Raw genomic sequence first — 12140 nt, 5'->3', positions numbered from 1 at the left:
TAAACTTCGTAATGAATTACGTATGTTCACTCAGAGACTTGGTATTCATTTTTCGTCCGAGGACGTTAAGAATCCATGTCACTTTGAGTGCCCACACAGATTGTCTGATAAATTGTTAAAGAGCAGTTGCGACGCGCTTCAGCGCTCTGTCGCGAGGTGGCGTATACTACGCTTTCCTCTTTCAGAGTCAACCCGTTATTTCAGGATTTTTTTCTCTTCAACCGACCGGGTAGTCTGTGAAGTGATTCACATCCGCCGTGTCGATGGAGGCGCATTATAGGGAGTTCTCCGCAGGCCGCAACCGCTAAATGACAGAAAAATGACTGACTGCTGCATTCCCCAGCAAAACCCCGCCTTATACCCTTTTACGCACAGAGTTATCCACAGCGCTTCGAAAAAGTGAAAATATGCGAGCGTTGCGCAAACGTTTTCGTTAAAATGCTCGCGCTTAACAAGGAGGCCTCGTCAGGTGTGTTAGATGAGTTTTTCGCTGGAAAATTCATCTAACGCTCTCTGTAATCGTGAAATCCAGGGGATTTACCATGCAACAACGTCGTCCAGTCCGCCGCGCTCTGCTCAGTGTTTCTGATAAAGCCGGTATCATCGAGTTCGCTCAGGCACTTTCCGCACGCGGTGTGGAGCTGCTTTCTACAGGCGGTACCGCTCGCCTGTTAGCAGAGAAAGGTCTGCCGGTAACCGAAGTGTCCGACTACACCGGTTTCCCGGAAATGATGGATGGACGCGTCAAAACCCTGCACCCGAAAGTGCACGGCGGCATTCTGGGTCGTCGCGGTCAGGACGACGGCATTATGGAACAGCATGATATCGCGCCTATCGATATGGTGGTTGTTAACCTCTACCCGTTCGCCCAGACCGTCGCCCGCGAAGGCTGTTCTCTGGAAGATGCCGTAGAGAACATTGATATCGGCGGCCCGACCATGGTGCGCTCCGCAGCCAAGAACCATAAAGATGTGGCCATCGTAGTGAAGAGCAGCGACTACAGCGCCATTATTAATGAGATGGACGCCAACGAAGGGTCCCTGACGCTTGATACGCGTTTCGACCTCGCCATCAAAGCCTTCGAACACACCGCCGCGTACGACAGCATGATCGCCAACTACTTCGGTAGCCTGGTTCCTGCCTACCACGGTGAAAGCAAAGATCCATCTGGTCGCTTCCCGCGCACCCTGAACCTGAACTTCATTAAGAAGCAGGATATGCGCTACGGCGAGAACAGCCACCAGCAGGCAGCCTTCTATATAGAAGAAGAGGTGAAAGAAGCCTCTGTTGCGACTGCTCAGCAGGTACAGGGCAAAGCCCTCTCTTATAACAACATTGCCGATACCGACGCCGCGCTGGAATGCGTGAAAGAGTTCAGCGAGCCGGCCTGCGTTATCGTCAAGCACGCCAACCCATGCGGCGTCGCAGTAAGCACCTCCATTATGGATGCCTACGATCGCGCCTACAAAACCGACCCGACCTCCGCGTTCGGCGGCATTATCGCCTTCAACCGCGAGCTGGATGCGGAAACCGCGCAGGCCATCATCTCCCGTCAGTTTGTCGAAGTGATCATCGCGCCATCCGCATCCGAAGAAGCGCTGAAAATCACCGCGGCGAAACAGAACGTGCGCGTGCTGGTTTGCGGCCAGTGGGCAGAGCGCGTGCCGGGCCTGGACTTCAAGCGCGTGAACGGCGGTCTGCTGGTTCAGGATCGCGATTTGGGTATGGTGACAGAAGCCGACCTGCGCGTGGTGACCAAACGTCAGCCGACCGAACAGGAGCTGCGCGACGCGCTGTTCTGCTGGAAAGTGGCGAAGTTCGTGAAGTCTAACGCCATTGTTTACGCCAAAGAGAACATGACCATCGGGATAGGCGCAGGCCAGATGAGCCGCGTTTACTCTGCGAAAATCGCGGGTATTAAAGCAGGTGACGAAGGTCTGGAAGTCAAAGGTTCCGCCATGGCCTCTGACGCCTTCTTCCCTTTCCGCGACGGTATTGATGCGGCCGCTGCTGTGGGCATCACCTGTGTGATCCAGCCTGGCGGTTCAATCCGTGATGACGAAGTGATTGCCGCTGCCGACGAACACGGCATCGCAATGATCTTTACCGACATGCGCCACTTCCGCCATTAATTTCCGGAGCAGAAAATGAAAGTATTAGTGATTGGTAATGGCGGGCGCGAGCACGCCCTGGCGTGGAAAGCAGCGCAGTCTCCGCAGGTTGAAACCGTCTTTGTGGCACCGGGTAACGCCGGTACCGCACTGGAGCCCGCGCTACAGAACGTCGCCATCGGCGTAACCGATATCCCGGCGCTGCTGAGCTTTGCCCGGAACGAGAATATCGATCTGACGATTGTGGGCCCGGAAGCGCCGCTGGTGATCGGCGTTGTAGATGCCTTCCGCGCCGCGGGCCTGAAAATTTTCGGCCCAACGGAAGGTGCCGCACAGCTGGAAGGTTCAAAAGCCTTCACCAAAGATTTCCTCGCGCGTCATAACATCCCGACGGCGGAATATCAGAACTTCACCGAGGTAGAGCCTGCTCTGGCTTACCTGCGTGAAAAAGGCGCGCCGATTGTGATTAAAGCCGACGGTCTGGCTGCCGGGAAAGGCGTTATCGTGGCGATGACCCTTGAAGAAGCGGAAGCCGCTGTGCAGGATATGCTGGCGGGTAACGCCTTTGGCGATGCGGGCCACCGCATCGTGATTGAAGAGTTCCTCGACGGCGAAGAAGCGAGCTTTATCGTGATGGTTGACGGCGAGCACGTCCTGCCGATGGCCACCAGCCAGGATCACAAGCGCGTAGGCAATGCCGACACGGGTCCAAACACCGGCGGGATGGGTGCTTACTCCCCTGCTCCAGTGGTCACTGACGAAGTACACCAGCGCACCATGGACCGCATCATCTGGCCAACCGTAAAAGGGATGGCGGCGGAAGGCAATACCTACACCGGTTTCCTCTACGCAGGCCTGATGATCGACAAGCAGGGTAACCCGAAGGTGATTGAATTCAACTGCCGCTTCGGCGATCCGGAAACTCAGCCGATCATGCTGCGCATGAAGTCCGATCTGGTTGATCTGTGTCTGGCGGCGTGCGAAGGCAAGCTGAATGAGAAAACTTCCGAGTGGGACGAGCGTGCCTCTTTAGGTGTGGTGATTGCTGCGGGTGGCTATCCGGGTAGCTACAATACCGGGGATGAGATCCACGGCCTGCCGCTGGAAGAGATTGACGGTGCGAAGGTGTTCCACGCCGGTACAAAGCTCTCTGACGATGACCGCGTGCTCACTAATGGTGGACGCGTGCTGTGTGCGACCGCGCTGGGTCATACCGTGGCAGAGGCGCAGAAGCGCGCCTATGCGTTGATGGCGGATATTCACTGGAACGGCAGCTTCAGCCGCCAGGATATCGGCTATCGTGCCATTGCGCGGGAGCAGGGAGAGTAATTTCACACCCTCACCCTAACCCTCTCCCTCAAGGGAGAGGGGACTTAAATCAAAAACTCTTTTCTGTCGGCTGCCAGGTGCAGAAATCTTCGTTCGCCACCAGCAACAGCTGAGAGCCTTCCGGCGCTTCCAGCCATGCCACACTCACCTCCACAGATGAATGCCGCTGACGACGCTGAATGTGTTCGGTTGCCCAGGATTCAAGCTCAGGCTTCACTGTCTGCCCTTCGCAGGTGGTCACCGTGCCGTCGGCATGCCAGCGCCCCTGGCGCAGCACCACGCGGCCCTGACGCAGCGCATCGCTGGTCTGGCGAAGTTGTTCAGCACGGTAGCGGTAGAGGGCGACCTGATCGCCGGAAAGCTGCTGTTTCAGTCCACTGACCTCATGCTGCATAAAGCTCAGCTCGCCGTGGTCGTCAAAACGCACCTTCACGTGTTCGGGAGTCTTACTGTAGATATTCAGTTCAATGAGCGACAGCGCATCGCCCTGCCAGCGGTATTCTGCGGTCGAGGTATTGCCGTTATGCCACGGACTGAACGCGGTAAGCATATGCACTTCATCGCTGGAATCTTTGCGCCAGATCCTGACCGCACCCTGGTTGTCAGCGTAGCCGCTGGCGGTAAACGGGGGGAGTGAGGAATCATGACTACAGGCAGACAGCAACAGTACGCCTGCCAGCGCGAGCGGTCCACGCCAGAATGACAAAAGGGGCGTTGCCGCCCCTTCGTTAAAACTGTTCACTGCCACGCGTCTTACTTAACTGCGTCTTTCAGTGCTTTACCAGAAACAAATGCCGGCACGTTAGCTGCGGCGATTTTGATTTCTTTACCGGTCTGCGGGTTGCGGCCAGTACGCTCAGCGCGGTGGTTCACTTTGAAGGTACCGAAACCAACCAGTTGTACAGCATCGCCTTCTTTCAGAGACTCAGTAATAGCAGCCAGGGTAGATTCCAGAGCAGCTTTAGCCTGCACTTTAGACAGATCAGCCTTGTCCGCAATTACATCAATCAGTTGAGTCTTGTTCATAAGTTATCCTTTCAATGTGTTTATCGCTTGCTAAGCATCGAGTGCGACGAAAATGCCAAAAAAGCACTCTCCTGCATACACGCACCGATAGCCACTTTTTTTCGCCCCCCAAATGTAGACCAGACGGGGGGCGAAAGGGAAGAGTCGAGGAGTGACAAAACAGGCGTTAAATCACGTTTTGTTGTCTCATTGGTTAAAAATTATACCAATATTGCTCTCACCGGCCTCGCGCAGGTCCGCGCGAAGCCCTTTGATCAGCTCAATATCACGTTCTTCACACTCCGCCAGCAGACGGAAAATTTCCCACTGAATATCCCATTCCTGTTCAACCGCCGGGTTAGCACGTAGCTCTTCGTCGGTCATTTCACGGCCTTCCTGGGTCATTTCCAGCATCGCGACGGTGGTGATGGATGCCTTACTGACTTCAATGGCGTGCTCGAGGGTTTCACCGCTCAGACGGGAGTGGATCAGCTCGCTCAACGCCACACAGGCATCGATAGCCGGGTAGACGCCATACAGGTCGTAATCGTCCGCCGCAGGAATTGCCTCTTCCAGCTTTTCAAGCTGAGAGTCGAAGTTTACCTTTGCGTCTTTGACCGTCAGCGTCTCCCAGATCAAATCCAGAATACGTCGATAAATCTGGCCTTCGCCAAACTCCGTTTGCTTACAGAACGCGGCATAGTTGGGGTACATGCGCTCGCACAGGCAAGCCATAAACGTCACGTGCTGCCAGCTTTCCAGCTTCTCAAGGCGCAGATGAATCGGGTTTTGTAACATGATGATGTCTCGAATCGAAAATTAGCCGCAGTTTACCTGAATCACGGCTGAATTTCCTGCCAACGAATGAATGCCGGACGTGAAGAGGCAACGGCGTCAGCCCAGCGGGTAGGCTCAGGTAAGCGGTAGCCCTTCATACAGCGTTGCACCCACGCCAGGGCGCTGTCCATGCTGACCCGATGCCCGGTTGCGATAAACAGCGGATTGCAGCGCGCTTTACTGCGCCAGACCCACGCCAGCTGCTCGCCTTTATGGATAAGCGGCGCCAGCGCGCCCGGTTCGGCAGAGAGCGGCTCAAACGCGCCGCACAGGCGTTTTTTCGCCACGCCGATGGTCGGCACGTCTACCAGCAGACCAAAGTGGCTGGCAACGCCCAGGCGACGCGGATGGGAGATGCCGTGCCCATCCACAAACAGCAGATCGGGTTTTTGCGAGAGTTGCTCCCACGCGGCCAGCAGCGCGGGATATTCGCGGAAGGAGAGAAAGCCGGGGATATAGGGCATGGTGGTGGCGATACGCGCCACCTTGTACTCCACCAGCTCCAGCGACGGGTATTTCAGCACCACCATCGCCGCTCGCGTCACTTCACCGCCTTGCTCAAACCCGACATCCGCCCCGCCAATGTATCGCGGAGGGTCCGTATCCAGACGATCCTCGCGGATCACCGATGAAGCCAGTTCGATTTGCTGAGCGCGTAGCGACGCGAGATCCATAACCACTCCTTACTTGTGATACTGGGCAGAAAGCCGATGCACCGCCTCCACAAATACGCCAGCGTGTTCTGGCGGTACATCCTGATGAATACCGTGACCGAGGTTAAAGACGTGGCCTTCGCCCTGGCCGAAACCAGACAGTATAGTCGACACTTCTTCTTCGATACGGGCAGGCTGCGCATAGAGCATGGACGGGTCCATGTTGCCCTGGAGCGCCACTTTATCCCCCACGCGACGACGCGCATCGGCAATATCAGTGGTCCAGTCGAGGCCCAGCGCATCACAGCCGGTGGCCGCCATCGCTTCCAGCCACTGACCGCCGCCTTTCGTAAACAGCGTTACCGGCACGCGACGGCCTTCGTTTTCACGCAGCAGACCATCGACAATTTTGTGCATGTAGTACAGGGAGAACTGCTGATAATCACGCCCGGTCAGCACGCCGCCCCAGGTGTCGAAAATCATCACCGACTGCGCCCCCGCTTTAATCTGCGCGTTGAGATAGAGCGTGACGCTCTTCGCCAGCTTGTCGAGCAGGGCATGCAGGGCCTGCGGCTCTGCGTACATCATCTTTTTGATGACGGTAAAGGCTTTGCTGCTGCCACCTTCCACCATGTAGGTTGCCAGCGTCCACGGACTACCGGAGAAGCCAATCAGCGGCACGTCGCCTTTGAGCTCGCGGCGGATGGTGCGCACGGCGTTCATCACATAGCCCAGCTCGCCTTCCGGATCGGGGATCGGCAGCTTATCAACGTCGGCTTTGTTTTTGATCGGAGAGGTAAAACGCGGGCCCTCGCCGGTTTCGAAATAGAGCCCAAGGCCCATCGCGTCCGGAATGGTAAGAATGTCCGAAAAAAGAATGGCGGCATCGAGCGGGAAGCGGCGCAGCGGCTGGAGCGTCACCTCACAGGCCAGTTCGGCGTTTTTGCACAGCGACATAAAATCGCCCGCCTGCGCACGCGTGGCTTTGTACTCTGGCAGATAGCGTCCCGCCTGGCGCATCATCCACACCGGGGTGACATCAACGGGCTGGCGCAGCAGCGCACGCAGATAACGATCGTTCTTCAGTTCGGTCATTTTGCAGTTCCTTATTGCGTCAGTCCGTCAGTGTAACACTACTCATACTCGGCCCGACACATTGCCACGGTATCTTCTATCAGGCGACGCGCCACCGTTCCCGGCGGGGGCAGCAGCGGTAAATCGTCGTAGCGATACCAGTTCGCCTCCAGCAGCTCTTTCTGATCGATAACAATCTCGCCGCTGTCGTATTCCGCCATAAACGCGGTCATCAGGGACATCGGGAACGGCCACGGCTGCGACGTCACATAGCGCAGGTTTTTCACCTTAATGCCGCTCTCCTCCATCACCTCGCGCGCCACCGCCTGTTCCAGCGTTTCGCCGACTTCTACGAACCCGGCGAGGACGGTGTGAATGCCGTTGCGATGGCGGGTATGCTGCGCCAGCAGGATGGAATCATCACGGCGGATGGCGACAATGATGCACGGTGCGATTTGCGGGTAGTAACGTTCACGGCAGTGGCCGCAGAGCAGCGCCCATTCGGTTTTGCTTGGGTGCATGGTGTGGCCGCAGTAACCGCAGTATTTATGCGAGCGGTAAAACTCCGCCAGCTGTACGCCGCGCCCCGCCAGCTGGAACAGGCCGACGTCCAGATCCAGCACCTGACGTACGGATCCCATATCCTGACGGCGCGCCTGTTGGATCAACCACACGGGATCGCCCTGCCACTCGCCGATCTTCAGCGCGGACTGGCCCACCAGATCGAACGTTTCCGCGGCACCGTAGGGCAACTCTCCTGAGGGCAGCCATAATTTTTGTTCGTGGCTGACGATCCACCAACCCAGATCTGATTTTTCAATAATACGATCCATATCTATTGCACTACCTTCGCTTCACTGACATGTTGTTAGCATTGTGGTTACATTTTGGATAAGCAGATCCCATTTTAAACCTTATGGAGTCGACCATGTTAAACCAGCTGGAAAGCCTGACTGAGCGCGTTGGAGGAAGTAACACCCTGGTGGATCGCTGGATACATGTGCGCAAGCATCTCCTTGTGGCGTATTACAATCTGGTTGGTCTTAAGCCTGGCAAAGAATCCTTTATGCGACTCAATGAAAAAGCGCTGGACGACTTTTGTCAGAGCCTGGTCGACTACCTCTCCGACGGCCATTTCAACCTTTATGAACGCATTATCCGCGAAATGGAAGGGACAACGCCGTATTTAGCGGCCAGCAAACTCTGTCCGCTGCTGGAAGCCAACACCCAGCAGATCATGGACTACTACGATTCCACGCTGGAGAACGCTATCGATCACGATAACTATCTTGAGTTTCAGCAGGCGCTTTCCGACCTTGGCGAAGCACTGGAAGAGCGATTCACGCTGGAAGACAAGCTCATCGCCCTCGTGCTGGACAACAACCTGACTATCAGCACCAGCGATAACGTTGCGCGCCCTGCTTGAGTTCTTAATCGTTAACGAGTAATTTACAACCATTCGCCCCTCTGCGGAGGGGGATTTTTCTTGTCGGAGTGCCCAGTGTGAAAGCACGGGCTGAGACCGTTAATTCGGGATCCGCGGAACCTGATCAGGTTAATACCTGCGAAGGGAACAAGAGTCACACTGCTGTTGTATCGCCCTGAGGCGATCTTCTCTTGCTTCATCCGTCGTCTGACAAGCCATGTCCTTCACATCTGGAATGAGCTATGTCTACAACAAAACTGACCCGCCGCGAACAGCGCGAACACGCACAACGCTTCATCGACACCCTGGAAGGCACCGCTTTCCCGAACTCAACGCGCATCTACATCACCGGTTCACAGGCCGATATCCGCGTGCCGATGCGCGAAATCCAGCTCAGCCCGACGCTTATCGGCGGCAGCAAAGAGCACCCGCAGTTTGAAGACAACGAAGCCGTGCCGGTGTATGACACCTCCGGCCCGTACGGCGATCCTGATGTTGCTATCAACGTGCAGCAGGGTCTGGCAAAGCTTCGCCAGCCGTGGATTGACGCCCGTAACGACTGCGAAGAACTGAGCGTGCGCAGCTCGGCGTACACCAACGCGCGCCTGGCCGACGACGGTCTGGACGAGCTGCGCTTTACTGGCCTGCTGACGCCAAAACGCGCTAAAGCGGGCAAATGCGTAACCCAGTTGCACTACGCGCGACAGGGTATCGTCACGCCGGAGATGGAGTTCATCGCCATCCGCGAAAACATGGGCCGCGAGCGCATTCGCAGCGAAGTGCTGCGCCACCAGCATCCGGGTGAAGGGTTTGGCGCTCGCCTGCCGGAGAACATCACGCCGGAATTCGTGCGTGATGAAGTAGCCGCCGGGCGCGCGATTATTCCCGCCAACATCAACCACCCGGAATCCGAGCCGATGATTATCGGCCGCAACTTCCTGGTGAAGGTCAACGCCAACATCGGCAACTCTGCCGTCACCTCTTCCATCGAAGAAGAGGTGGAAAAGCTGGTCTGGTCAACGCGCTGGGGCGCGGACACGGTGATGGACCTCTCCACCGGCCGTTACATTCACGAAACCCGCGAATGGATCCTGCGTAACAGCCCGGTGCCGATTGGCACCGTCCCGATTTATCAGGCGCTGGAGAAGGTCAACGGCATCGCCGAAAACCTCACCTGGGAAGCGTTCCGCGACACGCTGCTGGAGCAGGCGGAACAGGGCGTGGACTACTTCACCATTCACGCGGGCGTGCTGCTGCGCTACGTGCCGATGACGGCGAAACGTCTGACCGGTATCGTCTCACGCGGCGGTTCGATTATGGCGAAATGGTGCCTTTCCCATCATCAGGAAAACTTCCTCTACGAGCACTTCCGCGAAATCTGCGAGATCTGCGCCGCTTATGACGTTTCTCTGTCGCTGGGCGACGGCCTGCGTCCTGGCTCCATCCGTGACGCGAACGACGAGGCGCAGTTTGCCGAGCTGCACACGCTGGGCGAGCTGACCAAAATCGCCTGGGAGTACGATGTGCAGGTGATGATTGAAGGCCCGGGCCATGTACCGATGCAGATGATCCGCCGCAACATGACCGAGGAGCTGGAGCACTGCCACGAAGCACCGTTCTACACCCTGGGGCCGTTGACCACCGATATTGCGCCGGGCTATGACCACTTCACTTCCGGGATCGGCGCGGCGATGATCGGCTGGTTCGGCTGCGCCATGCTCTGCTACGTGACGCCGAAAGAGCACCTCGGGCTGCCAAACAAAGAGGACGTGAAGCAGGGACTGATTACCTACAAGATTGCCGCCCACGCGGCGGATCTGGCGAAAGGCCATCCGGGCGCGCAAATTCGCGACAACGCCATGTCCAAAGCGCGCTTTGAATTCCGCTGGGAAGACCAGTTCAACCTGGCGCTGGATCCGTTCACCGCCCGCGCCTACCACGACGAAACCCTGCCGCAGGAATCGGGCAAAGTCGCGCACTTCTGCTCCATGTGTGGGCCGAAGTTCTGCTCGATGAAAATCAGCCAGGAGGTACGCGATTACGCCGCCGCGCAGACCATTGAAGTCGGCATGGCAGACATGTCCGAAACCTTCCGCGCCAAAGGCGGCGAAATCTACCTCAAAAAGGAGGAGGTGTAATGTACCAGCCCGATTTCCCACCTGTCCCCTTCCGCTTAGGGCTTTACCCGGTGGTGGACAGCGTGGCGTGGATAGAGCGCTTGCTGGAGGCAGGCGTTCGCACCCTCCAGCTGCGCATCAAGGATAAACGCGACGAAGAGGTGGAGGCCGATGTGGCCGCCGCTATCGCGCTGGGACGTCGCTACCACGCCCGCCTGTTTATCAACGACTACTGGCGGCTGGCGGTTAAACACCAGGCGTACGGCGTGCATCTGGGACAGGAAGATCTGGAAACGACCGATCTCAACGCAATCCGTGACGCCGGTCTGCGGCTGGGCGTTTCCACCCACGATGATATGGAGATCGACGTGGCGCTGGCGGCCCGCCCCTCCTACATCGCCCTCGGCCACGTTTTCCCGACGCAAACCAAACAGATGCCGTCTGCCCCACAGGGTTTGGCTCAGCTGGCAGCCCACGTTAAGCGCCTTGCCGATTACCCCACCGTCGCCATCGGCGGGATCAGCCTTGATCGTGCGCCCGCCGTGCTGGAAACCGGCGTCGGCAGTATCGCCGTCGTCAGCGCTATCACCCAGGCCGCAGACTGGCAGGCCGCCACCGCACGGCTTTTACAACTGGCAGGAGCAGGCGATGAAAGATCGTGATTTTATGCGCTACAGCCGCCAGATCCTGCTGGAGGATATCGCCATTGACGGGCAGCAAAAGCTGCTCGTCAGCCGGGTACTGATTGTCGGTTTGGGTGGCTTGGGCACGCCCGCCGCGCTGTATCTGGCCGGGGCGGGCGCGGGAACGCTGGTACTGGCCGATGACGATGAGGTACACCTCAGCAACCTGCAACGGCAAATCCTCTTCACGACAGAAGATGTTAACCAGCCTAAAGCACAGGTTACGCGCAAGCGGCTGAACCAGCTTAACCCCGATATTGAACTGGTGGCGCTCCAGACGCGGCTGAGCGGAGAAGATCTGCAACGCGAAGTTGCCCTTGCCGACGTGGTGCTGGACTGCACGGACAATATGGCGACGCGTCAGGCCATTAATGCGGCCTGTGTTGCACAGAACACGCCGCTGATCACCGCCAGCGCGGTCGGTTTCGGCGGGCAGATAATGGTGCTTACGCCGCCGTGGGCGCAGGGCTGCTACCGCTGCCTGTGGCCGGACGAGGCTGAACCGGAGCGTAACTGCCGCACGGCTGGCATTCTTGGGCCGGTGGTGGGCGTGATGGGTACCCTTCAGGCGCTGGAAGCCATCAAGTTGCTCAGCGGCATGGAAACAGAGCGCAACACGCTCCGGCTGTTCGACGCCCGTTCCAGCGGCTGGCGCCATCTGGCGTTAAACCGCGCCAACTGCTGCCCGGTATGCGGAGGCCGCGATGCGCATTCTGTTTAACGATGAGCCGATGACGTGCGACGACGATCTCACCGTTGCCGCCCTGCTCGACACGCTGCGCCAGCTGAAGCCGGGAACGGCACTGGCGCTCAATCAACAGATCCTGCCGCGCGAGCGGTGGGAACATCAGCAGGTCATTGAAGGCGACCAGATCCTGCTGTTTCAGGTTATCGCTGGGGGCTGA

The 12140-nt window shown here is 57.6% G+C and carries 13 protein-coding genes and 1 riboswitch; of the genes, 7 read left to right on the top strand and 6 right to left on the bottom strand.

The annotated features are described in order from the left end of the window. The first annotated feature begins 542 nt into the window (after positions 1-542). Positions 543-2132 (top strand): bifunctional phosphoribosylaminoimidazolecarboxamide formyltransferase/IMP cyclohydrolase, encoded by a 1590-nt coding sequence (gene purH, locus C3451_RS21700; RefSeq protein ID WP_058677639.1) that lies wholly within the window; start codon positions 543-545, stop codon positions 2130-2132. 15 nt (positions 2133-2147) lie between these two features. Continuing rightward, positions 2148-3440: a phosphoribosylamine--glycine ligase gene (gene purD, locus C3451_RS21695; RefSeq protein WP_022646714.1), complete on the top strand. Its 1293-nt coding sequence runs from the start codon at positions 2148-2150 to the stop codon at positions 3438-3440. A 49-nt stretch (positions 3441-3489) separates the two neighbouring features. Here purD and C3451_RS21690 read toward each other — a convergent pair whose 3' ends face one another. The 6 genes from C3451_RS21690 to nudC form a co-directional block, all read right to left on the bottom strand. Continuing rightward, a complete protein-coding gene (locus tag C3451_RS21690) occupies positions 3490-4182 on the bottom strand; it encodes a DUF1481 domain-containing protein (RefSeq protein WP_045622896.1) in 693 nt (230 codons plus the stop codon). 11 nt (positions 4183-4193) lie between these two features. Continuing rightward, the gene (gene hupA, locus C3451_RS21685; protein WP_002445246.1) at positions 4194-4466 is read right to left on the bottom strand and encodes a nucleoid-associated protein HU-alpha; all 273 of its coding nucleotides are present in this window, start codon (positions 4464-4466) and stop codon (positions 4194-4196) included. A gap of 186 nt (positions 4467-4652) precedes the next feature. Next, the gene (locus C3451_RS21680; RefSeq protein ID WP_022646712.1) at positions 4653-5243 is read right to left on the bottom strand and encodes a YjaG family protein; all 591 of its coding nucleotides are present in this window, start codon (positions 5241-5243) and stop codon (positions 4653-4655) included. Between the two features lie 41 nt (positions 5244-5284). Next, complete coding sequence (gene nfi, locus C3451_RS21675; RefSeq protein WP_003862312.1) at positions 5285-5956, bottom strand: deoxyribonuclease V; 672 nt, start codon at positions 5954-5956, stop codon at positions 5285-5287. Positions 5957-5965: 9 nt separating this feature from the next. After that, on the bottom strand, positions 5966-7030 hold the full coding sequence (hemE, locus tag C3451_RS21670) for a uroporphyrinogen decarboxylase (protein ID WP_022646711.1): 1065 nt from the start codon (positions 7028-7030) through the stop codon (positions 5966-5968). A gap of 38 nt (positions 7031-7068) precedes the next feature. Then, the gene (gene nudC, locus C3451_RS21665) at positions 7069-7842 is read right to left on the bottom strand and encodes an NAD(+) diphosphatase (RefSeq protein ID WP_022646710.1); all 774 of its coding nucleotides are present in this window, start codon (positions 7840-7842) and stop codon (positions 7069-7071) included. Between the two features lie 95 nt (positions 7843-7937). Here nudC and rsd point away from each other — a divergent pair, with 95 nt between their 5' ends. The 5 genes from rsd (at position 7938) to thiS (ending at position 12140) form a co-directional block, all read left to right on the top strand. After that, positions 7938-8435 carry a sigma D regulator gene (gene rsd, locus C3451_RS21660; RefSeq protein WP_124304408.1) on the top strand — a complete coding sequence of 166 codons (498 nt, stop codon included), beginning with the start codon at positions 7938-7940 and terminating at the stop codon, positions 8433-8435. A gap of 54 nt (positions 8436-8489) precedes the next feature. Then, a riboswitch (TPP riboswitch) is annotated at positions 8490-8599 on the top strand. 78 nt (positions 8600-8677) lie between these two features. Then, complete coding sequence (gene thiC / locus C3451_RS21655) at positions 8678-10573, top strand: phosphomethylpyrimidine synthase ThiC (RefSeq protein WP_045622898.1); 1896 nt, start codon at positions 8678-8680, stop codon at positions 10571-10573. After that, positions 10573-11214: a thiamine phosphate synthase gene (thiE, locus tag C3451_RS21650; RefSeq protein ID WP_045622899.1), complete on the top strand. Its 642-nt coding sequence runs from the start codon at positions 10573-10575 to the stop codon at positions 11212-11214. The genes thiC and thiE overlap by 1 nt, the downstream gene beginning before the upstream one ends. Then, on the top strand, positions 11201-11956 hold the full coding sequence (locus tag C3451_RS21645; protein ID WP_045622901.1) for a HesA/MoeB/ThiF family protein: 756 nt from the start codon (positions 11201-11203) through the stop codon (positions 11954-11956). The genes thiE and C3451_RS21645 overlap by 14 nt, the downstream gene beginning before the upstream one ends. Then, a complete protein-coding gene (thiS, locus tag C3451_RS21640; RefSeq protein ID WP_032626499.1) occupies positions 11940-12140 on the top strand; it encodes a sulfur carrier protein ThiS in 201 nt (66 codons plus the stop codon). The genes C3451_RS21645 and thiS overlap by 17 nt, the downstream gene beginning before the upstream one ends.

The organism is Enterobacter sp. 301B (assembly GCF_003850715.1).
GTDB classification, from domain to species: domain Bacteria; phylum Pseudomonadota; class Gammaproteobacteria; order Enterobacterales; family Enterobacteriaceae; genus Enterobacter; species Enterobacter intestinihominis.
The sequence above is the reverse complement of the archived record's forward strand: the minus strand, read 5'-3'. Positions and strand labels throughout refer to the sequence as shown.

What these genes read in the sequence shown, in the direction of transcription:
- purH (WP_058677639.1), top strand. Translation starts at nt 543, where the DNA reads ATGCAACAACGTCGTCCAGTCCGCCGCGCTCTGCTCAGTGTTTCTGAT.
- rsd (WP_124304408.1), top strand. Translation starts at nt 7,938, where the DNA reads ATGTTAAACCAGCTGGAAAGCCTGACTGAGCGCGTTGGAGGAAGTAAC.
- nfi (WP_003862312.1), bottom strand. Translation starts at nt 5,956, where the DNA reads ATGGATCTCGCGTCGCTACGCGCTCAGCAAATCGAACTGGCTTCATCG.
- thiS (WP_032626499.1), top strand. Translation starts at nt 11,940, where the DNA reads ATGCGCATTCTGTTTAACGATGAGCCGATGACGTGCGACGACGATCTC.
- purD (WP_022646714.1), top strand. Translation starts at nt 2,148, where the DNA reads ATGAAAGTATTAGTGATTGGTAATGGCGGGCGCGAGCACGCCCTGGCG.
- hemE (WP_022646711.1), bottom strand. Translation starts at nt 7,030, where the DNA reads ATGACCGAACTGAAGAACGATCGTTATCTGCGTGCGCTGCTGCGCCAG.
- nudC (WP_022646710.1), bottom strand. Translation starts at nt 7,842, where the DNA reads ATGGATCGTATTATTGAAAAATCAGATCTGGGTTGGTGGATCGTCAGC.
- hupA (WP_002445246.1), bottom strand. Translation starts at nt 4,466, where the DNA reads ATGAACAAGACTCAACTGATTGATGTAATTGCGGACAAGGCTGATCTG.
- C3451_RS21645 (WP_045622901.1), top strand. Translation starts at nt 11,201, where the DNA reads ATGAAAGATCGTGATTTTATGCGCTACAGCCGCCAGATCCTGCTGGAG.
- C3451_RS21680 (WP_022646712.1), bottom strand. Translation starts at nt 5,243, where the DNA reads ATGTTACAAAACCCGATTCATCTGCGCCTTGAGAAGCTGGAAAGCTGG.
- thiC (WP_045622898.1), top strand. Translation starts at nt 8,678, where the DNA reads ATGTCTACAACAAAACTGACCCGCCGCGAACAGCGCGAACACGCACAA.
- thiE (WP_045622899.1), top strand. Translation starts at nt 10,573, where the DNA reads ATGTACCAGCCCGATTTCCCACCTGTCCCCTTCCGCTTAGGGCTTTAC.